Origin of the sequence: Paraburkholderia sp. (genome assembly GCF_035948235.1) — a bacterium.
Classification (GTDB): domain Bacteria; phylum Pseudomonadota; class Gammaproteobacteria; order Burkholderiales; family Burkholderiaceae; genus Paraburkholderia.
On sequence record NZ_DASZJJ010000275.1, the window covers coordinates 1 to 24,360 of the forward strand.

At 64.0% G+C, this 24,360-nt stretch carries 21 protein-coding genes; 14 read left to right on the forward strand and 7 right to left on the reverse strand.

Going from position 1 to position 24,360, the window contains the following annotated elements; genetic code table 11:
* Positions 1-185: 185 nt before the first annotated feature.
* A complete protein-coding gene (locus VG320_RS23940; protein ID WP_327202542.1) occupies positions 186-1,004 on the reverse strand; it encodes a GntR family transcriptional regulator in 819 nt (272 codons plus the stop codon).
* 557 nt (positions 1,005-1,561) lie between these two features.
* Here VG320_RS23940 and VG320_RS23945 point away from each other — a divergent pair.
* From VG320_RS23945 to VG320_RS23975, 7 genes are all read left to right on the forward strand, one after another.
* Positions 1,562-2,545 carry a malate dehydrogenase gene (locus VG320_RS23945; protein ID WP_327202543.1) on the forward strand — a complete coding sequence of 328 codons (984 nt, stop codon included), beginning with the start codon at positions 1,562-1,564 and terminating at the stop codon, positions 2,543-2,545.
* Between the two features lie 179 nt (positions 2,546-2,724).
* On the forward strand, positions 2,725-3,726 hold the full coding sequence (locus VG320_RS23950; RefSeq protein WP_327202544.1) for an HpcH/HpaI aldolase/citrate lyase family protein: 1,002 nt from the start codon (positions 2,725-2,727) through the stop codon (positions 3,724-3,726).
* Between the two features lie 227 nt (positions 3,727-3,953).
* Entirely contained in the window at positions 3,954-4,484 is a 531-nt protein-coding gene (locus VG320_RS23955) for a hypothetical protein (protein WP_327202545.1), read from the forward strand.
* Between the two features lie 18 nt (positions 4,485-4,502).
* The gene (locus VG320_RS23960; RefSeq protein WP_327202546.1) at positions 4,503-5,966 is read left to right on the forward strand and encodes a bifunctional 2-methylcitrate dehydratase/aconitate hydratase; all 1,464 of its coding nucleotides are present in this window, start codon (positions 4,503-4,505) and stop codon (positions 5,964-5,966) included.
* Between the two features lie 80 nt (positions 5,967-6,046).
* Positions 6,047-8,764 (forward strand): aconitate hydratase AcnA, encoded by a 2,718-nt coding sequence (gene acnA / locus VG320_RS23965; protein ID WP_327202547.1) that lies wholly within the window; start codon positions 6,047-6,049, stop codon positions 8,762-8,764.
* 502 nt (positions 8,765-9,266) lie between these two features.
* Entirely contained in the window at positions 9,267-9,860 is a 594-nt protein-coding gene (locus VG320_RS23970; RefSeq protein ID WP_327202579.1) for a YigZ family protein, read from the forward strand.
* Positions 9,861-10,191: 331 nt separating this feature from the next.
* Positions 10,192-10,431 carry a hypothetical protein gene (locus tag VG320_RS23975; protein ID WP_327202548.1) on the forward strand — a complete coding sequence of 80 codons (240 nt, stop codon included), beginning with the start codon at positions 10,192-10,194 and terminating at the stop codon, positions 10,429-10,431.
* A 65-nt stretch (positions 10,432-10,496) separates the two neighbouring features.
* Here VG320_RS23975 and VG320_RS23980 read toward each other — a convergent pair whose 3' ends face one another.
* Positions 10,497-11,108 (reverse strand): hypothetical protein, encoded by a 612-nt coding sequence (locus tag VG320_RS23980; protein WP_327202549.1) that lies wholly within the window; start codon positions 11,106-11,108, stop codon positions 10,497-10,499.
* A gap of 102 nt (positions 11,109-11,210) precedes the next feature.
* On the reverse strand, positions 11,211-11,606 hold the full coding sequence (locus VG320_RS23985) for a hypothetical protein (protein ID WP_327202550.1): 396 nt from the start codon (positions 11,604-11,606) through the stop codon (positions 11,211-11,213).
* Positions 11,607-12,288: 682 nt separating this feature from the next.
* On the opposite strand from VG320_RS23985, the gene VG320_RS23990 reads away from it, so the two are divergent.
* Complete coding sequence (locus VG320_RS23990) at positions 12,289-12,693, forward strand: helix-turn-helix domain-containing protein (protein WP_327202551.1); 405 nt, start codon at positions 12,289-12,291, stop codon at positions 12,691-12,693.
* A 54-nt stretch (positions 12,694-12,747) separates the two neighbouring features.
* Here the strand turns inward: VG320_RS23990 and VG320_RS23995 are convergent, their stop codons facing one another.
* The gene (locus VG320_RS23995; protein ID WP_327202552.1) at positions 12,748-14,364 is read right to left on the reverse strand and encodes a sensor domain-containing diguanylate cyclase; all 1,617 of its coding nucleotides are present in this window, start codon (positions 14,362-14,364) and stop codon (positions 12,748-12,750) included.
* Positions 14,365-14,610: 246 nt separating this feature from the next.
* Here VG320_RS23995 and VG320_RS24000 point away from each other — a divergent pair, with 246 nt between their 5' ends.
* Entirely contained in the window at positions 14,611-16,200 is a 1,590-nt protein-coding gene (locus VG320_RS24000) for an inorganic phosphate transporter (RefSeq protein WP_327202553.1), read from the forward strand.
* Positions 16,201-16,282: 82 nt separating this feature from the next.
* Here VG320_RS24000 and ppk2 read toward each other — a convergent pair whose 3' ends face one another.
* The 3 genes from ppk2 to VG320_RS24015 form a co-directional block, all read right to left on the reverse strand.
* The gene (gene ppk2, locus VG320_RS24005; RefSeq protein WP_327202554.1) at positions 16,283-17,263 is read right to left on the reverse strand and encodes a polyphosphate kinase 2; all 981 of its coding nucleotides are present in this window, start codon (positions 17,261-17,263) and stop codon (positions 16,283-16,285) included.
* Between the two features lie 167 nt (positions 17,264-17,430).
* Positions 17,431-17,811 carry a VOC family protein gene (locus VG320_RS24010; protein WP_327202555.1) on the reverse strand — a complete coding sequence of 127 codons (381 nt, stop codon included), beginning with the start codon at positions 17,809-17,811 and terminating at the stop codon, positions 17,431-17,433.
* 106 nt (positions 17,812-17,917) lie between these two features.
* On the reverse strand, positions 17,918-18,718 hold the full coding sequence (locus VG320_RS24015; RefSeq protein WP_327202556.1) for a FadR/GntR family transcriptional regulator: 801 nt from the start codon (positions 18,716-18,718) through the stop codon (positions 17,918-17,920).
* A gap of 146 nt (positions 18,719-18,864) precedes the next feature.
* Here VG320_RS24015 and VG320_RS24020 point away from each other — a divergent pair, with 146 nt between their 5' ends.
* From VG320_RS24020 to VG320_RS24040, 5 genes are all read left to right on the forward strand, one after another.
* Positions 18,865-19,677: a (Fe-S)-binding protein gene (locus VG320_RS24020; RefSeq protein ID WP_327202557.1), complete on the forward strand. Its 813-nt coding sequence runs from the start codon at positions 18,865-18,867 to the stop codon at positions 19,675-19,677.
* An 11-nt stretch (positions 19,678-19,688) separates the two neighbouring features.
* Entirely contained in the window at positions 19,689-20,447 is a 759-nt protein-coding gene (locus VG320_RS24025) for a LutC/YkgG family protein (protein WP_414696108.1), read from the forward strand.
* Positions 20,444-21,919 carry a LutB/LldF family L-lactate oxidation iron-sulfur protein gene (locus tag VG320_RS24030; RefSeq protein WP_327202559.1) on the forward strand — a complete coding sequence of 492 codons (1,476 nt, stop codon included), beginning with the start codon at positions 20,444-20,446 and terminating at the stop codon, positions 21,917-21,919. Before VG320_RS24025 ends, VG320_RS24030 begins: the two co-directional genes overlap by 4 nt.
* 97 nt (positions 21,920-22,016) lie before the next feature.
* Positions 22,017-23,723: a lactate permease LctP family transporter gene (locus VG320_RS24035; protein WP_327202560.1), complete on the forward strand. Its 1,707-nt coding sequence runs from the start codon at positions 22,017-22,019 to the stop codon at positions 23,721-23,723.
* Positions 23,724-23,890: 167 nt separating this feature from the next.
* Positions 23,891-24,352: a carboxypeptidase regulatory-like domain-containing protein gene (locus VG320_RS24040; protein WP_327202561.1), complete on the forward strand. Its 462-nt coding sequence runs from the start codon at positions 23,891-23,893 to the stop codon at positions 24,350-24,352.
* Positions 24,353-24,360: the final 8 nt, after the last annotated feature.

Genomic DNA, 24,360 nt, shown 5'->3' on the forward strand with positions numbered 1-24,360 from the left:
ATTCCGGCCTCGGTTTTTTTGCGGCTTCTGCCATGCTAGACCCCTACTATGTGTTAACACTAATACGCAATTTTACCGCCATTTCTTTTCGCGCTGCAGCGAAATCAGCCCTGCTAACCGCTGATGCGCGCGCGAATCGAACAGCGCGTGGGGGAGTACCCGCATGTCTCGTTGCGGGCACTCTTTCAACTCAAGTCATTCTGATAGTAGTACCCGGTTGTGACATACCATCCACGGCGTACTTCGACCGGTCGGTCTCCATAGGTATAGGACACCCGATCGACGGAAAGCAATGGGAAACCAGCCGGAACATTGAGCAGATCGGCAACGGCGGGTTCGGCCGCCACGGCGCGGATCTTTTCAGTTGCACGAATCATACGCGTGCCGAAGTCGGCTTCGAACATGGCGTAGAGCGGGCCTTTATACTCGGCCAGACGCTCGGCCGTGAGGCCGCGGAAGATACCGCCAGGCAGCCAGATTTCGTCGAGTACGGTACTCTCGCCATCGAACTGCAAAAGACGTTTGATGAGCACCACCGGATCGGCCGGCTTGAGGTCGAGCTGACGCGCGATCTCCGCCGAGGCGCGCAGCCGGCGGCACTCGAGCAGCCTGCTGACGTGCGGATGTTCCGCGCCGTCATCAGCCAGCAATCTAAGGAAGCGAAACTGGGCGCGCTCTTCGTTGTGCGTTGCAACAAAAGTGCCCTTGCCTTGACGTCGAACCAGCAGATTGTCGGCGGCCAGTTCGTCGATCGCCTTGCGCACGGTCCCCTGGCTGACCTTGTAACGGGCAGCCAGTTCGACTTCGCTGGGGATGATTTCACCGGGCTTCCATTCGCCGGACTCGAGGCTCTGTGTTATGAGCCCCTTGATCTGCTGATAAAGCGGACTGAAGGTGGGCGACGGAGAGGCCGCCGGGGCCGCAGTCGAAGAAGCGGAGGCGGACGCAGACGTGCCGCTGTCGGGAGCGGGAGAATTCGCGTTGCTGACCGGGTTCGCATTCATGGCGCGCATTTCAACATAAACCCCCGCTGAAATCTACCCTTTTGGCAGCAACAGTTATGTCTTATATAAGACATAAGATAGTGTTGACTTTACCCATAGCGAATCCTAAACTGCCGATCGAGCAAGGGTTTGCGGGCGAGCGCGTGTCAAACACAGCAGCCGCTTAAAGCATCCACTTCGTGGCGAAATGCGCCGCGGTCCGCCTTGCACATGCTGTTCCTTCTAGCAGTCATGCAGTAGCGGTTTTCGATCCGCCCCGCCCGCGCACTCTCCCGCGCGACGCGCCTGTGGACCGTCCCAGCCGAGCTGTTGCAGGAGTCGGCACACGCAAAGCGGCCCGCGTCAGGCGGCGCTGTCCAGGCGCCCCCGTTCATCCCCGAGCTTCGTCGTACAGGTTACCGGCATGGCGGCCCGCCCGCCGGCGCGCGCAACAGGCCTGCGAAGGCTTCGCCCGCACGCCGGGAAAGAGGACCGTCGGATTCACGAACGCTTCGGGTATCGCGCATATAGAATGGCGTTTTACCCTGGCGTCTAACGCATCTTCCTGGAGATTTTCAATGGCTAAGCCCGCAAAGCGCGTTGCCGTCACCGGCGCCGCAGGTCAGATCGCTTACTCCCTGCTGTTCCGCATCGCGAACGGCGACCTGCTCGGCAAGGATCAGCCCGTCATCCTGCAACTGCTGGACCTCCCGCAAGCGCAAGCTGCCGTCAAGGGCGTCGTGATGGAACTCGACGACTGCGCCTTCCCGCTGCTCGCAGGCGTGGTCATCACGGACGACCCGAAGGTCGCGTTCAAGGACGCCGACGTCGCCCTGCTGGTTGGCGCACGTCCGCGCTCGAAGGGCATGGAGCGTAAGGATCTGCTCTCGGCCAACGCTGAAATCTTCACGGTTCAGGGCAAGGCGCTGAACGATGTCGCCAGCCGCGACGTCAAGGTGCTGGTGGTCGGCAACCCGGCCAACACGAACGCCTACATCGCCATGAAGTCGGCTCCGGATCTGCCGAAGAAGAACTTCACGGCCATGCTGCGTCTGGACCACAACCGCGCGCTCTCGCAGCTCGCCGCCAAGTCGGGCAAGCCGGTCGCTTCGATCGAAAAGCTCGCCGTGTGGGGCAACCACTCGCCGACGATGTACCCCGACTTCCGTTTCGCCACGGTCGAAGGCCAGTCGCTCAACGCGCTGATCAACGACGACGAATGGAACCGCAACGAATTCATCCCGACGGTCGGCAAGCGCGGCGCGGCGATCATCGAAGCGCGCGGCCTGTCGTCGGCGGCTTCGGCAGCCAATGCAGCGATCGACCACGTGCGTGACTGGGTCCTGGGCACGAACGGCAAGTGGGTCACGATGGGCATCCCGTCGGACGGCTCGTACGAAATCCCGGAAGACATCATCTACGGCGTGCCGGTGACCTGCGAAAACGGCGAGTACAAGCGCGTCGAAGGCCTGGAAATCGACGCGTTCTCGCGCGAAAAGATGACGGGCACGCTCAACGAACTGCTCGAAGAGCGCGAAGGCGTCGCTCACCTGCTCAAGTAAGCTTGATGCAGGCAAACCGGGGCTGCGCCGCCACGCGGCGGGTTCCGGTTCTTGCGCGGGTTCTGGCGGCACACGCCGCCCGTCCCGCGCACTGATCCGCACGCGCCTTGCCTGTCCGTCGACCGCAGGACGCGTCCGAATCAGACTATTCCCACAACTCTCGTCCCCTGACGCCGAAGATGCGCGCCATCCTCCCCGCGGAAGTGTTGTTTGACGGTGAAGTACCCCCCACTCTCCTGCCCGCGTGCGACCACTACGCCGGCAGCGAGAAGCTGATGCTCAAATCCCTCGCGCTGCAGCAGGAGCTGGGCCCGGTTTTCGATATCACGCTCGACTGCGAAGACGGCGCCCAGGTCGGCCACGAAGCCGAACACGCGGAGCTCGTCGCCTCGCTGCTGGGCAGCGATCACGACCGCTTCGGGCGTGTCGGCGTGCGCATTCACGATTTCCACCATCCGCACTGGCGCGACGACGTGCGCCTGATCCTGCGCGCCGCGAAGCGCGCACCGGCGTTCTTCATGCTGCCGAAGATCCGCGCCGTGGGCGACGCCGCCGAGATGACCGCGTTTATCGAGGCCACGCGCGTCGAGATGGGCATCGAAAAAGCCATTCCCGTGCAGTTGCTGGTCGAAACCCACGGCGCGCTCGCGCGTGCGTTCGATCTGGCCGCGCTGCGCGGCGTCGAATCGCTCAGCTTCGGGCTGATGGACTTCGTTTCCGCGCACGATGGCGCAATTCCCGACAGCGCCATGCGCTCGCCGGGCCAGTTCGACCACCCGCTCGTGCGCCGCGCCAAGCTTGAAATCGCCGCGGCGTGCCACGCCTTCGGCAAGGTTCCGTCACACAACGTCAGCACCGAAGTGCGCGATATGGAGACCGTCGCCAACGACGCGAAGCGCGCGCGCGACGAGTTCGGCTACACGCGCATGTGGAGCATCCATCCCGCGCAGATTCCGGCCATCGTGGCCGCGTTTGCGCCGCGCGACGAGGAAATCGTTACCGCCGCCGAAATCCTGCTGGCCGCGCAGCACGCCCAATGGGGTCCGACGCGCCACGGCGACACCCTGCACGACCGCGCCAGCTACCGTTATTACTGGTCGGTGCTGCGCCGCGCGCGCTCGACCGGCCGCACGGTGCCGGTGGAAGCCGCGCCGCTGTTCGGCGAGGGCGCGGCGGCATGACGGCGCGACGCGCGGGCGGACCGGATCGCACCTTGCCAGAGCGCGCATAACTTCGGAAAGAACCGGCCAACAGAATTATTTTGACACCGGAAAAACTGAAATCCGCGCCGATAAATAGGTGAAAATAGCGTCCGCTGCGCGCTCACGGGGCGCGCGTAGTGCAACCGGCGGCCACAGTCCGTGGCCGCGCACTGTTCAACCGATTTGAGACATAAAGGTCCGACTCCATGAAGAAATTGCTGATCGCTACCATCATTGGCGCGCTGTCCTCCACGATGCTGCTGGCCGCTACCGACGCAGCCGCGCAAGGCACGTCGACGACGACGGCGAAGAAGCCCGCAAAGCCGGCACCGAAGCACCGCATCATCAAGCGCAAGGCCAACCCGGCCAAGGAAGCGAAGGTTGACGCCGTGCCGGAAGGCTCGGAACACTGGAGCTGCGCAGAAGGCATGCAGTTCGACCTGAAGGGCGACATGGCGCGCGACCAGATCGTCACGGTTCACTGGGCCGGCAAGAACTACAACCTGCCGCGTCAATCGACGACGACGGGCGCTGACCGTTTCCACGACGCCGCCACCGGCCTCGACCTGGTCGTGATCCCGACCAAGGCAATGCTGTTCTCGGATAAGGACAGCTCGCGTCTGGCCGACGAGTGCAAGACTGTTGCAATGCAGCAAGGCGCACCGGCGCCGACCCAGGCGAACGCCCTGAACCCGGCGACCCGCGCCGCACCGGCGAGCGGCGCATCGGGCCAGTAAGGACCGCGGAAAGCCTCGATGTCCGCCCCGCTCCCCAACATCAGGCCGCAGCCGGATCAGGTACTGGTCGATATCGTCGACTACGTACTTGACGGGCTGGACAAGGACGGGGTCGATAGCGCACTCGCGCTGTCGACGGCCCGCCATTGCCTGATCGACACGCTCGGCTGCGGACTCGAAGCGCTTTCCTACCCTGCCTGCACGAAGCTGCTGGGACCGATCGTGCCAGGCACGATCGTCCCGCACGGCGCGAAGGTGCCCGGCACCTCATTCCAGCTCGACCCGGTTCAGGCCGCCTTCAACATCGGCGCGATGATCCGCTGGCTCGACTTCAACGACACCTGGCTTGCGGCCGAGTGGGGCCATCCGTCGGATAACCTGGGCGCGATTCTCGCGACCGCCGACTGGCTCTCGCGCACGGCCGTAGCGCACGGCAAGCCGCCGCTCACCATGAGGCATGTGCTGGAAGCCATGGTGAAGGCGCACGAGATCCAGGGCTGCATTGCGCTGGAAAACTCGTTCAACCAGGTCGGTCTCGACCACGTTCTGCTCGTCAAGCTCGCCTCGACCGCGGTTGCCGGGCAGATGCTCGGCCTCACGCGCGACGAACTCATCAACGCTGTCTCGCTGGCGATGGTCGATGGCCAGGCGCTGCGCACCTACCGCCACGCGCCCAACACCGGCTCGCGCAAGTCGTGGGCGGCCGGCGACGCCACCTCGCGCGGCGTGCGCCTCGCGCTGATGGCTAAAACCGGCGAGATGGGCTATCCGTCGGCGCTCACGGCAAAAACCTGGGGCTTTTACGACGTCTCGTTCAAAGGCCAGCCGTTCAAATTCCAGCGGCACTACGGCACGTACGTGATGGAAAACGTGCTGTTCAAGATTGCGTTCCCCGCCGAATTCCACGCCCAGACCGCCGCCGAAGCCGCCATGACGCTGCACCGCCAGCTCGCGCAAATGGGCCGCACGGCGCAAGACGTCAAACGCATCACCATCCGTACGCACGCCGCGGCGATCCGCATCATCGACAAGAGCGGGCCGCTCGCGAATCCCGCCGACCGCGACCACTGCATCCAGTACATGGTCGCCGTGCCGCTGCTGTTCGGCCGCCTCACCGCCGCCGACTACGAAGACGATGTTGCCAGCGACCCGCGCATCGATGCGCTGCGCGCAAAGACGGTCTGCATCGAAGACCCGCAGTTCACCCAGGATTACCACGACCCCGCGAAGCGTTCGATCGCCAATGCGCTGACCGTCGAGCTGAACGACGGCACGACGCTGCCCGAAGTCGTGGTGGAGTACCCGATCGGCCATCAGCGACGCCGCGACGAAGGCATCCCGCTGCTGATCGAGAAGTTCAAAACCAACCTCGCGCGCCGCTTCCCCACCAGGCAGCAGCACGCAATTCTCGACGTCTCGCTCGATGCGGCACGTCTTGACGCCATGCCGGTGAATGAATACGTAGACTTGTATGTGATCTGAGCAATCGGACAGGTATCAGCACCCGCAGCATACGTGTAGTAAGAAAGCGTTATTTCCGCGATTAAACGAAGGAAAACACCATGGCCCACAATCTCCACAAAACGCTAAAGGAATTCGACAGCGGTTCCGGCAAAGGCAAGTTCTACTCGCTCCCGCAACTGGGCAAGCAGCTCGGCGTGAAGATCGATCGCCTGCCGGTTTCGATCCGCCTCGTGCTTGAGTCCGTGCTGCGCAACTACGACGGCAAGAAGATCGCGGAAGAGCACATCGAGCAGCTCGCGAACTGGAAGCCCAACGCCACGCGCGTCGACGAAATCCCGTTCGTGGTCGCCCGCGTCGTGCTGCAGGACTTCACCGGCGTGCCGCTGCTCGCCGATATCGCAGCGATGCGCGGTGTGGCGAAGCAGATTGGCAAGGACCCGAAGGTCATCGAGCCGCTGGTGCCGGTGGATCTGGTCGTCGACCACTCGGTGCAGATCGACTACTTCCGCCAGAAGGACGCGCTCGACCTGAACATGAAGCTGGAATTCCAGCGCAACAACGAGCGCTACCAGTTCATGAAGTGGGGCATGCAGGCGTTCGACACGTTCAAGGTCGTGCCGCCGGGCATCGGCATCGTCCACCAGGTGAACCTGGAGTATCTCGCGCGCGGCGTGCACAAGAAGGCCGAAGGCGGCGATACGGTCTACTACCCGGATACGCTCGTCGGCACCGACTCGCACACCACCATGATCAACGGCATTGGCGTGGTGGGCTGGGGCGTGGGCGGCATTGAAGCCGAAGCCGGCATGCTCGGCCAGCCGGTGTACTTCCTCACGCCGGACGTCGTGGGCGTCGAACTGAAGGGCAAGCTGCGCGAAGGCTGCACGGCCACCGACCTCGTGCTGACCATCACGGAAATGCTGCGCAAGGAGAAGGTCGTCGGCAAGTTCGTCGAATTCTTCGGCGAAGGCACGGCCTCGCTGTCGCTGCCGGACCGCGCGACCATCGGCAACATGGCGCCCGAATACGGCGCGACCATGGGTTTCTTCCCGGTCGACGAAAAAACCATCGACTACTTCAAGGGCACGGGCCGCACGGAAGCCGAAATCTCCGCCTTCGAGAACTACTTCAAGGCGCAGGACCTGTTCGGCGTGCCGAAGGCCGGCGAGATCGACTACACCAAGACGCTCGTTCTAGACCTTAGCACGGTCGCGCCGTCGCTGGCCGGCCCGAAGCGCCCGCAGGACCGCATCGAAATCGGCAACGTGAAGTCGACCTTCACGGACCTGTTCTCGAAGCCGGTTGCGGAAAACGGCTTCAACAAGAAGGCCGACGATCTCACCGCCGAATACACGGTCACCGACAAGGTCAACCTGCACAACGGCGACGTGCTGATCGCCGCGATCACGTCGTGCACCAACACCTCGAATCCGTCCGTGCTGCTGGCCGCCGGCCTGCTGGCGAAGAAGGCCGTGGAAGCGGGCCTGACGGTCGCGCCGCACATCAAGACCTCGCTCGCGCCGGGCTCGCGCATCGTCACCGAATACCTGACGAAGACGGGCCTGCTGCCGTATCTCTCGAAGCTCGGCTTTGAACTGGCTGCTTACGGCTGCACGACCTGTATCGGCAATGCGGGCGATCTGACGCCGGAACTGAACGAGTCGATCGTCAAGAACGACGTCGTCGCGGCAGCGGTGCTGTCGGGCAACCGTAACTTCGAAGCGCGTATCCACCCGAACATCCGCGCGAACTTCCTGGCTTCGCCGCCGCTGGTGGTGGCCTACGCGATCGCGGGCAACATCACGCGCGACCTGATGACCGAGCCGGTCGGCAAGGGCAAGGGTGGCCGCGACATCTACCTCGGCGACATCTGGCCGACCAGCGAAGAAGTCAACGCGCTGCTCAAGTTCGCGCTCGACGCGGACGTCTACCAGAAGAACTACGCGCAGCTCACCAAGAAGGGCGACCTGTGGAGCAAGATCGAAGGCGAAGAAGGCCAGGTCTACGACTGGCCGAAGTCGACCTACATCGCCGAGCCGCCGTTCTTCGGCAAGGACTTCTCGATGACGCCGTCGTCGGGCGTCGCTGAAGTCAAGGGCGCGCGTGCCCTGGGCATCTTCGGCGACTCGGTCACGACCGACCACATCAGCCCGGCCGGCTCGATCAAGGAAGACTCGCCCGCAGGCAAGTGGCTCAAGGAAAACGGCGTGCAGAAGGCCGATTTCAACAGCTACGGCTCGCGTCGCGGCAACCACGACGTGATGATGCGCGGCACGTTCGCGAACGTGCGGATCAAGAACCTGATGATCCCGGCCAAGGCCGACGGCACGCGCATCGAAGGCGGCCTGACGATCCATCAGCCGAGCGGCGAACAGCTGTCGATCTACGACGCGGCCATGAAGTACATCGACGCCGGCACGCCGACCATGGTGTTCGCGGGCGAAGAGTACGGCACGGGCTCGTCGCGCGACTGGGCCGCCAAGGGCACGCAGCTGCTGGGCGTAAAGGCTGTTGTCGCACGCAGCTTCGAACGTATCCACCGCTCGAACCTGGTCGGTATGGGCGTGCTGCCGCTGCAGTTCAAGGGTTCGGACAGCGTGCAGACGCTCGGCCTGACCGGCGAGGAAACCTTCGACATCGAAGGCCTCACGGACGACTTCAAGCCGCAACAGGACCTGACGCTGGTGATCCATCGCAAGGACGGCCGTGACGAGCGCGTGCAGGTGCTGCTGCGCATCGACACGCCGATCGAAGTCGACTACTACAAGCACGGCGGGATTCTGCCCTTCGTGCTGCGCTCGCTGCTCGCGGCGTAAGCGACAACGGCGTAAGCAGTTTTTTGCAGGTGCCGCGCCCGGCAACGGGTGCGGTCACACTTGGAGCCCGGCGAAAGTCGGGCTTTTTTTTCGCATTGCGACGGAATTTTGACGGGCGTAAGGTTAAATCGCCTCTTGAGAACAGGCGAGCCTTATGAACCCCGGTCCACGGACAGCGTCCCGACCGGGATTTTTTTGGATGCTTCGGAGAGTCGCGCGCCAGGAGGGAAAAGCGGGCGCAGCGTAGGGAATTCTGTAAATGACGGATCACCGAATGAGGAGTTCGGCATCGCCCCAGCCAGAGCTAGACCCGTCACGAACACCATTATCGGGCCTCGCTCCCGATGCGTCATTAGCACAAGCCGCAAGAATCCATTACAGATATTGTCAAGATGTGCGGACGCGTCCTGTGGTCGCAGTTTTCGGCGCTTGATCTGGCGCGCCCTGCGACGCTGCCTGCATCCGCTAACATGACGGTTTCCTCCAAGCCGTCTTGCCTGCTTTGCCCACCTACACCCTCGCCTCAACCGTCAGCGCGGAGCTTGAGATCCGCAAGAGCCGCTTCATCGGGCTCGCGATTCCGGTCGCCGACCGCGACGCGGCCATGATCGAGCTGCGCCGTCTGCGCGACGAACACCCTACCGCTACGCACGTCTGCTGGGCGCTGCTCGCGGGCGGCCAGTCCGGCATGTCCGACGATGGCGAACCCTCCGGCACGGCAGGCCGGCCGATCCTGGAAGTGCTGCGCCATCACGATCTGGACGGCGTGCTGGCCGCCGTGGTGCGCTATTACGGCGGTGTGAAGCTGGGCGCGGGCGGCCTCGTGCGCGCCTATACCGACGCCATCGCCAGCACGTTGCAGAACGCGCCGCGCGTCGAGCGCGTGGCGCAGGCGCGGCTCATGGTGGAAGTCGGCTACCCCGAAGAGACGCACGTGCGCCATTGGATCGAGCAGGCCCAATACACGCTCGTGGACAGCCGCTACACGATGACGGTGCGCCTGACCATCCAGATGCCCGTCACCGCCGTGGACGCAGCGCGCGACGCACTGCGCGACCTCACGCAAGGGCGCGCGGGTTTTCCCGAGCACGACTGAATGATTGAGCGCTTGAACGCACGTAAGCTTGCAAACGTAGCGCTCAAAAAAAAACCGCCGATAAAGATCGGCGGCTAAACAGGGGACGTGAAGAACAACCGCGAATCGACTATCGAATCGACCCGACACACCCATCATGGCTTCGCAAAATTAAGGCAAACTTAAACCCGCTCAAACGCATGCGAAATCTTGCCGGCCAAAGTGCGACGCGTACGCCCTGAAAGCGCGGAATCGGCCCATCGCTATAATCGATTCGAGGCTGATTCAAGTCGGTCGGCGGGCTGCGTACGGTGACGGGCCTGCCGGTTGTCATCCACCAGGAGGGCCACCCATGATTTTCGATCGACTGAGAGCCGGCGCCGGCCCGGAACGACGCCATCGCGTCTGGAGCAAGCTGCGCATTCTTGTAGCCGCCATCGGCACACTGGGCTCCGCAACGGGCATTGCCATCGCCGTGATTGGCCTCGTGGAATTCAATCACGCCAAGGTGGTGACAGGCGTGCTCGTCATCATCGTCTCGACCGCCATCTACGTGTCGATCCTCGTGCGCGATCGCGACCGCGTAGATTGAACGGTCATGGAGCGCGCCCGGTTTCAGGCGCGCTTCCCTGCGCGTTTACATCACAATCAGCGCCATTACTCCACGCGGGCGCCGTTGCGCATCACTTCCACCGCCGTTGCGCCCACATAGTCGGCGCGAATGCTGTCACCCACCTTGAGCTTTTCGAGCGGCACGTCCGGCGGCACGCCCACCACCATGGTGCGCGTCGGGCCACGCAATGTCACCTTGCGCTGCTTGCGGTCGATCTTCTGCACCGTCGCCACCACCTGCACCGCCTTTGCCGCCACCGTCACGCCGCCCGAGGCCGGCGTTTCAGCAGTCGTTTCGACGCGTGCGCGAATGCCCTTGGTATCCACCTTATCGGCACGCAGCAGCAGCGCTTCCTTGTAGACGATGTTGACCTGGTCGCCCGGCGCCAGTTTGCTGACGTTCGCAACGGCCGGGTCCACCGCCACCGTCACCTGCTTGCCATGCGGGCCGCGCAGCGTGACGGCATTGGCCGCCGCATCCACGCTCACGACGTGCGCCACGGTCTGCACCTCGCCGGTTTGCAGGACACCGGTGGGCACGCTGGCCGCCGCATCGGGCGCCGACGCCGTCTGCGCATAGAGCGGCGCGGATAGCGTCAATGCAGCCAGCACGGCGCTCACGCGCAGCAGATACCCGGAATGTTCGTTGACTCTCATGGCAAGCTTCCCTCGTTGTTGATATATGTATCGATACAAACAATTACCACGCATAACTAACTAAATCGCCAATGCCGGAATCCGGCATTCGAACGCATTCGCTCAAGCCTCGTGCAATGCAGGCGCGACCACGACGCTGCGATAGTGGTCGTACACGCGCTCGCGCTCCTCGCTTGCGAGCTGACGCTTCTCCGTGAGCTTGAGCATGCGATGACGGTCGGCCCCAAGCGTGGCGTAATAGCGCTCGGCATGCAGGCGTCTGAAACGCGTGTAGAAGTCAGGACCGGGCAAGCCCGAATCGGTCGCGAGCAGCGACGCGTAATCGGCCACCTGCGGTTCGCACAATGCCGCCGCCGCGGTTTCGAGTTTCTCGTAGCGCTCGCGCAGCGGCACATCCTGCGCGAACAGCGCGTGAAACGCGACATAAGGCACGAGCGAGCGCCTGCCCGCCGCACGCCTCAGCAAACGTTCAACCTTCTCGTCGAGTTCCTTGTTCATCCCCAATGGCCGTCAAGTGGTTCGCAGCAAGGGCGCATATGAATTACGACGCATGCCCCCGGACGTCCCGTCGGTTTAGCGATAACCAGTTCGCATAGATACGCAACACATGCCGTAATTAAGCAAATCCGGCAAACCCGTTTATCCGAATCAAAAAGGAATGCGTAATTCCATTCATACCGATTCGGAAAAGGCATTGTGCACAAAATTCCGGATTCGATGCCGTTAGGTGTGCCGTTGGTGTACAAACGTCTCGTTAAAAAGGATTGCAAACGTCTTGAAGCTCGCCGATGGTCTTGCCGATTGGGCACGTCGTGGCACGAATGCTCGTCACATCCGAGCATTGTTGAGCGAATCGGACACGATCATTTTTTCCGATAGTCCAGGAAAAACGCTAAGTCAAGCAGACTATTTTTCCGCCAGCTATACACAATCCATACAAAAACAATTATTAATATCCGCTGCGGGACAACCTGGGCCACGTGCCAACTGGAGCACGCCGGGCCACTTCCGCAAGCGCCCCCGCGTGGGCGCCTCGTTTCGCCGTCCGCGATGGCCCCGCATCACGCAGCAGCTTTGCAGGACCGTAGCAAGCGACTAGACCCGCATGCACTGAGAGGGTTGACTGGAGCGGCGCTTCCGTAAGCCGCATGACCGGAATCTTTCGTTGACGAGTGATCACATGCTTACCAGAACCGAAAATTTGCCGAGCGTGGCGCGCCGAATGGCTGCCGGCCAGATGTTGGTGGATGGTGCGACGGTGAACGCCGTGGCCGACTCCCTGCACCTCTCCGCGCAGACGGTGCGTCGTTACAAGACCATCGTCGAGGACGGCGGGCTCACTGCACTTCAGCAGATGAGCGTGGGCGGGCGCCCTTCGGTGCTCGACCAGGCCGCGCTGGGCTGGATCGCCAGCGCCCTGCATGGCTCCGCCCGCGAACACGGCTTTCCCAGCGACGCCTGGACCAACAGCCGTGTGCGTGAATTGATCGGCCGGCAATTCGGCGTGCACTATTCGCGCGTCTATACCTGGCAGATCGTGTCGAACCTGGGGATGGGCCACCGCCTGTCGAAATCGGCGCGCTAAGTGTGCCCTGAAGGTGCAGTGAAAGCGCGCTCTGGCGCAGCCAGGGCGCGCAGTTCAGGCCCCAGACGGCGTGTTCGCGGTTGACGCTGCATCCGTTTCGCCGGTCCACTCTTTCGCCTGTACCTGGTTGCGCCCCGCCGACTTCGCTTTGTAAAGAAGCACATCGGCGGCGGCCAGCAATTGCGCGCCGCTGCCGCCTGTGGGCGGATCGCAGCTCGCGCAGCCCACGCTCACCGTGACGCGGCCATGGCGCGATCCGCTATGCGAAAGATTGGCCGCCTCCACCCGCCGCCGGATCTTTTCGGCGATTGTCTGCGCGCCCGCCAGCGGCGTGGCAGGCAGGACGACTGCGAACTCCTCGCCGCCGTAACGCGCCGTCATGTCCGAGGCGCGCCGCGTGCCCGAGGCGATGCGCTCGGCCACCAGCGCAAGCACTTCGTCGCCCGCGCCGTGCCCGTAGGTGTCGTTGAAGAGCTTGAAGTGATCGATATCGAAAAACAGCACGGCGAGCGGCTGCTGCGAGCGCGCGGCGCGCTGCCATTCGGACGCAAGGCGCTCATCCAGCGCGCGCCGATTCGCCAGCCCCGTTAGCGGATCGGTCAGCGCAAGACGCTGCAGCGCAGCCTGCGCGAGCAGCTTGTCGCGTAGCGCGAACGCCAGAATCCACGACACCGCCACCCACGCGCCGCCAAACACCGTCGTCATGGCCAGCGCCAGCCACGAACGCCGCCGCCAGGCCGCGAGAATATCGTCCACGGCGGGCGCGACGCCGACGATGATCGGTGTGTTGCCCACGTGCGCATAGGTGTAGACGCGCTCCACGCCGTCCGCTTCCGAATGCGCCGTAAACGTGCCGCCATCGTGCTCCGAGATGATCCTGTAGTTGCGCCAGCTGGCGTAATTCGCGCCGATACCTCGCGGCATCATCGGCTTGCTCGCGAGCAGCGTGCCATCCTGCATCATGATGAAAACGCCGCCGCGCCGCCCCACATCGATACGATCGATCAGTTGCTGAAAATACTCCAGCCGCACGCCGAGCAGCGCAGCGCCCGCGAACGCGCCATCAGGCCCGTTGATACGACGCGACATGGCAATGGACAGCACGCTTTGCCGCAAACGCGATAGATAGGGCTTCGAAATGAATAATCCAGCCTGTTGATCGCGCAGCTGCGCGACAAAGTAGTCGCGGTCGGCAAACGAAATGCCAGCAGGCAGCACGCCGCTCTGCGAGGCTTTCACGCGGCCCTGTTCGTCCAGCACATAGGCGCCGCCGAGAAACGACGCCGCCGTAGCCCGATCGAACAGCATGCGCTGGCGCAGCGCATCGGGCAGCGCCCAGGTCTGCGGCTGCTGCGCACCGGCGACCACGGCACGCAGGGAAAGATCATACAACTCGACATTGCGTGCGATGTCGTTCGTCACGATACGCACGATATTCGACGAATTCTCGACCGCGTGACGCAGTTCCTCGGCGCGGCCTTCGTAGAGCGCGGCGTAGGTGAATGCGGCCATCGCCGTGGCGACGATCGTGCCGGCCCACCCCGCGAAAAATGGATGGCCGCCGATCAAACCAGTGAGGGACTTGCCGCGCGCGAACAGCCAGCGACGCGCACGGTATCGCAGACCCGACCAGCCGGGCCAGCCCGCAGCGAAAACCTGTCTCGCCCGCACGCGCGCGGACGGCTCCTCTACAGACTCCTGTATACGATCCGCCAAGTACGCAATCCTCCGACAAAAGCCTGGCGCATCCGCCTGTTTAGCGCCTCCGGCATGGCTTGCACGTCAATGTCATCAATCCGTCACGCATGCTCCGCATGATCGGAAGCGTTGCTTTCACCGCCGCTTTCAAAGCGGTTTCGACTGAACAAATCCCCCTGCAAGTCCTCACTACCCGCTACACACAGGAGCCTGCTCGTCATGCCGGACCTTTCCCTGTCACCGCAGCCGGGCGCCGCGCCCACGCGCGGCCGTAACGCGAGCCTGCTGGTATTTCTGCTCGTCATCGCTGCTGGCGCCGTCTATGTCGGCATGCATCTCGCCGACGATCTTTCTCCTGTGCGAGAAAGCTCTGCGCTACCGTGGCTGCTGCTCGGCATTGCCCTTCTGATCGCGCTGGGCTTCGAATTCGTCAACGGCTTCCACGATACCGCGAATGCGGTTGCAACCGTCATCTACACGCACTCGCTCTCGCCCAACCTCGCCGTGATCTGGTCGGGCGCGTGGAACTTCCTGGGCGTACTGACTTCAACCGGCGCCGTCGCCTTCGGCATCCTGCAACTGCTGCCCGTCGAACTGATCCTGCAGGTGGGCAGCAGCGCGGGCTTCGCGATGGTGTTCGCGCTGCTTATCGCGGCCATCATCTGGAATCTGGGGACGTGGTATTTCGGCCTGCCGTCGTCCAGCTCGCACACGCTGATCGGCTCGATCATCGGCGTGGGTCTGATGAACCAGTTGATGCACGGCGCCAACGGCACGAGCGGCGTGGACTGGAGCCAGGCGCTGGGGGTGGGCAAGTCGCTGCTGTTCTCGCCGATCGTGGGCTTCCTGCTGGCCGCGCTGCTGCTGCTCGTGCTCAAGGCGCTCGTGAAAGTGCCGGCGCTCTATAGCGAGCCGAAGGGCAACGAGCCGCCGCCGTTCTGGATCCGCGCGCTGCTGATCCTCACCTGCACGGGCGTGTCGTTCGCGCACGGCTCGAACGACGGCCAGAAGGGCATGGGCCTCATCATGCTGATCCTGATCGGCACGGTGCCGACCGCCTACGCGCTCAACAAGGCGGTCACGCCCGCCGAGACGCAGACCTTCATCGCCGTCGCCCACGAAGCCTCCAACACGCTGAACAAGTACGCCAACGGCGTGGCCGCGCCTGCCGATGCCCGCGCCGAAGTCGAACGCTTTGTCGGCACGCGCACGCTCGCGCCGGCGACGGTGCCCGCGCTCGCCGCACTGAGCAACCAGCTTGGCGACCAGGTGGGCGGTTATGGGTCGATGTCGCAGGTGCCGCAATCGGTGGTCGATAACGTGCGCAACAACATGTATCTTGCCTCGGAAGCGATCCGCCTGATGGACAAGGCGAAGCAACCGGCCTTCTCCGCCACCGACGCCAAGGCCATCGACAACTTCAAGGCGCAGACCGACCACGCCACCAAGTTCATCCCGACGTGGGTGAAAGTGGCCGTGGCGATCGCGCTGGGTCTGGGCACGATGGTGGGCTGGAAGCGCATCGTCGTGACGGTGGGCGAGCGCATCGGCAAGACGCACCTGACTTACGGCCAGGGCGCGAGCGCCGAACTCGTGGCGATGGCCACCATCGGCGCCGCCGACGTCTACGGCCTGCCCGTCTCGACCACGCACGTGCTGTCCTCGGGCGTGGCGGGCACCATGGCCGCGAACGGCTCGGGCCTGCAATGGAACACCGTGCGCAGCCTCGTGCTTGCATGGGTGCTCACGCTGCCGGTGTCGATCGCGCTTGCGGGCGCGCTTTACTGGGTGTTCCGCCACGTGTTCTGATCCTGCCGATCTGAGCGAAGCCGCATAAAAAAGCCGCGCCTCTCACGAGGCGCGGCTTTTTCAATATTCAGCGACGATGCGCTCAATAAATCTCGGGCACGATCATGTTTTGCGGCACCGGCTGGCGGATATAGTCCGGATGATGCACGCGCGAGGGCAGCGTCACCTGCGGATGCTCGATCTCGTGATACGGCACCTGGCTGAGCAGATGGCTGATGCAGTTCAGGCGCGCGCGCTTCTTGTCCACGCCCTGCACGACCCACCACGGCGCTTCGGGAATATGCGAGCGCTGCAGCATCGCTTCCTTGACGTGCGTGTAGGCCTCCCAGCGGCGGCGGCTTTCCAGATCCATCGGCGAGAGCTTCCACTGCTTGAGCGGATCGTCGATACGGCTCTGGAAACGCACTTCCTGTTCGTCGTCGGTGATCGAGAACCAGTACTTGACGATCTGGATGCCGCTGCGGACCAGCATCTTTTCGAACTCGGGCACCGAGCGGAAGAATTCCTCGTATTCGTCGTCGGAGCAGAAGTTCATCACGCGCTCGACGCCCGCGCGGTTGTACCAGCTACGGTCGAACAGCACCATCTCGCCGCCTGCCGGCAGATGCTGGACGTAGCGCTGGAAATACCACTGCGTGCGTTCGCGGTTATTCGGCGCGGGCAGCGCGGCCACGCGGCACATGCGCGGGTTCAGGCGCTGCGTGATGCGCTTGATGACGCCGCCCTTGCCCGCCGCGTCGCGGCCTTCGAAGATCACGACAAGCCGGTGGCCGGTGCTGACGATCCAGTCCTGCATCTTGACGAGTTCGCCCTGCAGGCGGATCAGCTCGCGGAAATAGACACGGCGCAGCGCACGCGCGTCCTCGCCGATATCGAGGCCGCCTTCCTGCAGGCGGTCGTCGACTTCCATTTCGAGTTCTTCGTCGTAAGCATCAAGCAGTTCTTCGTTCAGGCGCTGGCGGCGCTCGCGTTCGGCTTGCTGGTTCGCCTGCGCGTCGGCTTCGCGCTCCGAGCCGTAGCCCGCTTCCCGCGCGGTCTGCTCCGCGCGATCCATTTCGTTCATGGCGACTCTCCTCTTTCGATGAATGACAACCCGCGCCGCTCCCGCTGCGCGCGCATCCCGGCATCGGACGCTTCGCGCGCGGACGGACACGGCCACGCGCCACTATCGGTGCTGCGGGTGTCACACATATTTCAAATGCATGGATACGGATCGCGCAGCCGGAGCGCTCAACCCAGCGGCTTCGCGAAACTCAATTCATGGCCGTCCGGATCGAGCACATGGAAATAGCGCTCGCCCCACGGCGCATCCTGCGGCGCGAATTCGGGCGTGAGGCCCGCCGCGCAAACCTGCGCATAAAAAGCATCCACATCCGAAACATGGACGATCGCGCGGCCCCAGCCTTCGACCTTGCCATGCGGGCCTTCAAGCAGATTCAGATAGCAGGCCGGCCCCATTTCGCCCAGCACGAACGACGCAAATCCCGCAATCGACGGGCCGGGCTTGTGCGTGAAGCCCAGCGTTTCATAAAAGCGCACCGAACGCGCAATGTCGCTTACGGTGAGCGTCACGGCGCTCAGGGATTCGATACGCGCGGTGGGCGGGTTCATGGCCATGCCTCCTTGTTGTCGGTTTGTTGTGCGGCTTCACATCCTGCCTGCAGTGTTCCAGCCGACTTTAGCAGCCTTTGACGGCGTTTAGCGGCCGGTTAGACACTTAGCCGCCGCTCGCACGACGCGAGCGGCGTTTCGGAGCCGGACTGACCGGCCACGTTGCGCGCTCACTGGTTGGACCAGTTTCGAGCAATCCGCTCTCCTCGCCTACCCGCGCCCGCACGAAATCGATATGCGTCTGCATGGCTGTGCGCGCCTCCTCGGGGCGCCGCGCGAGAATCGCGTCGCACAGCGTGCGGTGCTGCAGCAGCAACAGCGCGGAGGCGTCCGCGTTCTGCTCGCGCAAGCCCGTGCCGTTGATCGTGATGTGCTCGCGCAGCACACCCAGCACGCTCGTGTGCAGGTGCAGAAACATGGCGTTGTGCGAAGCCTGGGCGATGACTTCATGCAGCTTCGCATCGGCGTCGGCTTCCGCGACTTTGTCGTCACTCACGCGCGTGCGCTCGAGTTCGTCCATCAGCACACGGATGCGCGCGAGGTCGTCGTCGCTTGCGCGCAGCGCCGCGAAATACGCCGTCGCCCCTTCCAGCACGCGGCGAAATTCGAGGATGTCGTCGCGCAGCGCCGGATGATCGGCCACCAGTTGCCCCCACGGTGAAGCAAAGCCCGTGCGCAACTGGTCGGTCACGAACACGCCCGCGCCCGCGCGACTCGCCACCAGACCGCGCGCGGCAAGGCGCTGGATCGCCTCGCGCACGGTGTTGCGCGCGACGCCGTAATCCTGCGCCAGCACACGTTCGGACGGCAGTTTCTCGCCCGCGCGCCATGTGCCGTCGAGCAGTGCGGTTTCCATCCGGCGCATCACCGTTTCGACGCGCCCACGCGCGCCAGCCCTGTCCCTCATTGCCTGTCCCCGACCCTTCGTCTGCATCGTTTGCGTCGTCTGATCCGGGCGAAAGCGCACTGGTCCAACCAGTTTGAAGCCGCCGCCCGAAGCGGGAATTATGCGCCACAAACGCGCCGATCCGCGCCCATCAATACGAGCGAGACATGAAGCCACGGACATATCCCAACGGCCCGCGCCCCACCGACGTCTACCTGTTCGCGACCTGCCTCGTGGACCTGTTCGTGCCCCAGGCGGGCCTGGACGCCGTCAAGCTGCTGGAGCGCGAAGGCCTCACGGTGCACTTCCCGCGCGGCCAGAGCTGCTGCGGGCAACCCGCCTATAGCAGCGGCAACCCGCGCCAGGCGCGCGAAGTCGCCCGCGCCCAGCTAGGCCTGTTCGAGCAACCGTGGCCCGTGATCGTGCCGTCGGGCTCGTGCGCGGGCATGATGCGTCACCACTGGCCCGCGCTTTTCGACAACGCCGATGAAACCGATCGCGCGGACGCCGCGCGCGCCGACTCGATCGCCGGGCGCGTCTACGAACTGACCGAATTCCTCGTACGCGTGCTGGGCATCGACCTGGGTCCGCACGGCGCCTACGGCGACGCCGCCCGCCAGCAACCCGAGGAGCGCGTGGTCCTGCATACCTCGTGCGGCGCGCGCCGCGAAATGGGCACGCGCGTACACGGTGTCGAAGCTGTCGACGCGCTGCCTGGCGTCACCCGCATCGACCACGAACGCGAATCCGAATGTTGCGGCTTCGGCGGCACGTTCTCGCTCAAGCACCCCGACATCTCCGGCGCAATGGTGGCCGACAAGATCGCATCGGCGTGCGCGACGGGCTGCAACCGCCTCGTATCCGCCGACTGCGGCTGCCTGCTCAACATCGGCCACGCCGCCGAGCGCAAGGGCGCACCGCTCACGGTCGAACATCTCGCCTCGTTTCTGTGGCGTCGCACTGGCGGGGAGGCAGCATGAGCGCGGATCACATCGACACGCCCGGCGCACGCGCGCGCATGCTGGAGCGTCTGCGCGCCAGCGCGCCCAGCGGAGCCTCGCCGGTTGAAGCGCTCGATCAGCGCATCGACGCGCACTATGCCCAGCGCCGCGAGCACGATGCCGCGATACTCGCGACCCAGGCCGCACGCATCGCGCAGTTCCAGCGCATGCTCGAAGCCGCACACGCCGACGTGGTCTGCGCGAGCGCGCCTGCATGGCCCGCCGCGCTCGCGCAACGGCTCGCGGCAGCGGGCGTAAAGCGACTGCTGCTCGACACGACGGGCAGCGAAGGCGCGGCGCTCGCGGCAGCGCTTCACCAGCACGCCCCAGCGATAGCAACACGCACCTACGCAGACCCAATAGAAACCTGGAAGTCCGAATTATTCGACACGATCGATGCCGGCTTCACGGTCGCACGTTCCGGATTGGCCGCGACCGGCACGCTGGTGGTCGTGCCCGACGCGCACGCGCCGCGCACCGTCTCGCTGGTACCGCCGCTGCATATCGCCCTGGTCCACGCTAACACCCTGCACGCCGATCTGCACTCGGCCGTTGCCGCCGAGCGCTGGGGCGACGGCATGCCGACCAATCTCGTGATGATCTCCGGACCGTCCAAGACCTCGGATATCCAGCAGACCACGGCCTACGGCGCACACGGTCCGCGCGCGCTGTGGGTCATCGTTGTAACCGGCGACGACACAACCCACTCGCAGGCCAATTCCAACGCAGCGAACGGAGCCGCGCAATGAGCACGCATGCACACGCCGGGCGCGCGGGCGACGAAAGCACGCTGCACTTCGTCCCCACCGCCGAATTCCGCCAGCGCGCCCGCACGGCGCTCGACGATCCGCAACTGCGCCAGAGCTTTCGCGGCGCGATGGATTTTCTGCAAGGCAAACGCGCCGCGCAGTTTCCCGAAGCCGACGAACTCGAAGCCTTGCGCGATCTGGGCGAAGCCGTGCGTCAGCATGCGCTCGCGCGTCTGCCAGAACTGCTCGAACAACTCGAAGCGAAGCTGCGCGCCAATGGCGTGCAGGTCCACTGGGCCGAAACCGCCGACGACGCCAACCGCATCGTGCACGCCATCGCACAGCGCCACGCGGCCACGCGCGTCATCAAGGGCAAGTCGATGGCGAGCGAGGAAATCGAGCTGAATCATTACCTCGGCGAGCGCGGCATCGATTGCATCGAATCGGACATGGGCGAGTACATCGTGCAGCTCGCCGGCGAAAAGCCCTCGCATATCGTAATGCCCGCGATTCACAAAACGAAGGGCGATATCGCGCATCTGTTCGAGGAACACATCCCGGACACGCCCTATACGGAGGACGTCGACGCGCTGATCCAGACGGGCCGCCGCGCGCTGCGCCGCGCCTTCGTCGATGCGCAGATCGGCCTTTCTGGCGTGAACTTCGCCGCCGCGGATACGGGCACGCTCTGGCTGGTGGAAAACGAGGGCAATGGCCGCCTTTCGACCACGGTGCCCGACGTGCATATCGCGATCATGGGCATGGAAAAGGTGGTCGCAAAGCTCGAACACATCGTGCCGCTGTCGAGCCTGCTCACGCGTTCGGCCACGGGTCAGCCGATCACGACGTACTTCAACCTCATCAGTAGCCCGCGTCGCGAAGGCGAAAAAGACGGGCCGCGCGAAGTGCATCTCGTGCTGCTCGACAATGGCCGCAGCCAGGCTTATGCCGATGAGCAACTGCGCGCCACGCTGCAATGCATCCGCTGCGGCGCATGCATGAATCACTGCCCGGTCTACACGCGCATCGGCGGCCATGCCTACGGCACGACCTACCCAGGCCCGATCGGCAAGATCATTTCGCCGCATTTGCTCGGTCTCGACGCGACCGCCGACCTGCCCACCGCATCGAGCCTGTGTGGCGCGTGCGGCGAGGTCTGTCCCGTGCGCATTCCGATTCCGCAACTGCTGGTGCGCCTGCGCACCGAAGCCAACCGCGATCCCGACGAAGCCGTCGCGCACCCGCTGCGCGGCCAGGGCGCGAACCATAGTCGCAGCGAGCAGTTCATCTGGCGTTTCTGGAGCGGGGCATTTGCCCACCCGCGCGCGTATCGCGCCTTGCGCTGGGCCGCCACGCGGTTGCGCGCGCTAGCGCCTTCGCAACAGATGGGCTGGACCCAACATCGCACGCCGCTCAAGCCTGCGCCGCGCAGCCTGCACGATCTGCTGCGCGAACGCGACCAGCCGCAGTAGCGGCATGTTTCATCATCGTCAGGGATGCGAAATATATTCCAAGCCATGCCTGACGATGCAAACCTCGTTTAGACCCGCATCATCGGAGGAGACCGTAGTGCAACCCTGGCATCAGATCTATACCCCGCTTGGCAGTCTGTGGCTATCCGCACTCGTGGCGGCCGTACCCATCCTGTTCTTCTTTGTCGCGCTTGCAGGGCTGCGCCTCAAAGGCCATGTCGCCGCGGCGATCACACTCGTGCTCGCGCTAGGCGTGGCCGTGTTCGAATACGGCATGCCCGTGCGCCAGGCGCTCGTCTCTGCAAGCTTCGGCTTTGCCTACGGTCTCTGGCCGATTGCGTGGATCATCGTCACCGCCGTGTTTCTCTACAAGATCGTCGTGAAGACGGGGCAATTCGAGGTCATTCGCGCCTCTGTCCTGTCGATCACCGATGACCAGCGCCTGCAACTGCTGCTGATCGGCTTCTCATTCGGCGCCTTCCTGGAGGGCGCGGCGGGTTTCGGCGCGCCGGTGGCGATTACGTCGGCACTGCTCGTAGGTCTTGGTTTTGAACCGCTGTACGCAGCGGGCCTGTGCCTGATCGCCAATACCGCGCCGGTGGCTTTCGGCGCGATGGGCATTCCCATCATCGTTGCGGGCCAGGTGACGGGCATCGATCCGTTCCTGATCGGCGCGATGGCCGGCCGCCAGTTGCCGCTGCTGTCGCTGTTCGTGCCGTTCTGGCTCGTCTTCATCATGGACGGCAAGCGCGGCCTCAAGGAAACGTGGCCCGCCGCGCTGGTTGCGGGCGGCAGCTTCGCGGTGACACAGTATTTCACGTCGAATCACATCGGGCCGGAACTGCCGGACATCACCTCGGCGCTGGTGAGCCTCGTCGCGCTCGCCGCGTTCCTCAAGGTGTGGTCGCCGCGTCGCGCCGCACAAGGCGCGACGGCTAACGTGCGGGTGAACGGTGGCGCAGCAGCGCTCGGCGGTTTTAGCGGTGGCGCGAAAGCCGCAGCGTCGAGCCGCCAGGCCTCGCCGTACAGCCTGGCGCAGACTGTGCGTGCATGGTCGCCCTTCATCCTGCTCACTGCGATCGTTACGGTCTGGAGCGTCAAGCCGTTCAAGGCGCTGTTCGCCGCGAAGGGCCCGCTTGCAGGCACCGTGCTGAGCTTCCACGTACCCGGTCTCGATCAGCTTGTGGTGCGTACCGCGCCCATCGTGGCCTCGGCCAAGCCCTTTGAGGCCGTGTTCAAGATCGACTGGCTTTCCGCCGTGGGCACTGCGATCATGCTGACCGCGATGCTCTCCGTGCTGATCCTCAAGATGAAGCCGCGTGCCGCCGTGGCCGCGTTCTTCGAAACGCTGGGCGAGCTGCGCCGCCCGGTGCTTTCGATCGGCCTCGTGCTGGCGTTCGCTTTTGTTGCCAACTACTCCGGCATGTCTTCTACACTGGCTCTTGCGCTCGCGGGCACCGGCGCCGCGTTCCCGTTCTTCTCGCCATTCCTCGGCTGGCTGGGCGTGTTCCTGACTGGTTCGGATACCTCATCGAATGCGTTGTTCTGCTCCCTGCAGCACACCACGGCGCACCAGATCGGCGTGTCGGACACGCTGCTGGTCGCGGCCAATACCTCGGGCGGCGTGAGCGGCAAGATGATCTCGCCGCAATCGATCGCGGTCGCCTGCGCGGCAACCGGTCTGGTCGGCAAGGAGTCGTCGCTGTTTCGCTTCACGTTGCGCCATAGCCTGTTTTTCGCGGCCATCGTCGGCATCGTGACGCTGATTCAGGCCTATGTACTCACGGGGATGATTCCGCAGTAAGTCCACGCAGTCAGCCTCGTAACACATTTGTATCGCAGTTGAAAGGCCGTCTTCCGCACTGGTGGAAGACGGCCTTAAATTTTTCTTCATCGATACTTTTAAGCCGCGTTTAAGGGACGAAATCTACGCTTGACTCGTCTAATCGACGAATCGATGGAGGTGGAAAAATGAATGCACGCTCAGTTCAATACAAGACCGCTGCGCTTTCGCTGGCTGCCACGCTCACGCTTGCACTCGGCGCTCAGGGCGCGTTCGCCGCGACCATGAACAATGCGGCGAATGGATTGCCGCCTGTACAACACGCAGATGGCATCGCGTATGTGTCGGGCGGCATCGGCAGCGACCAGTCGGCGGCGTTCAAGGCCGCGACCGCGCACTATCCGCTCTCACTCGAATTCGCGCGCCAGGCCGCAGGCGGTAACGAATATCTCGCCGATGTGCCCGTGACCATTGCCGACGCCCACGGCCAGACGCTGCTCACGACGCGCACGCATGGGCCATTCATGCTCGTCGCGCTGCCCGATGGCCACTATGTCGTGAGCGCGAGCCACGACGGCAAGACCGTCAAGCGCAATGTCGATGTCGGCAAGAGCACGCATAAACACGAAAACTTCGTCTGGCCAACGTAATATCGATT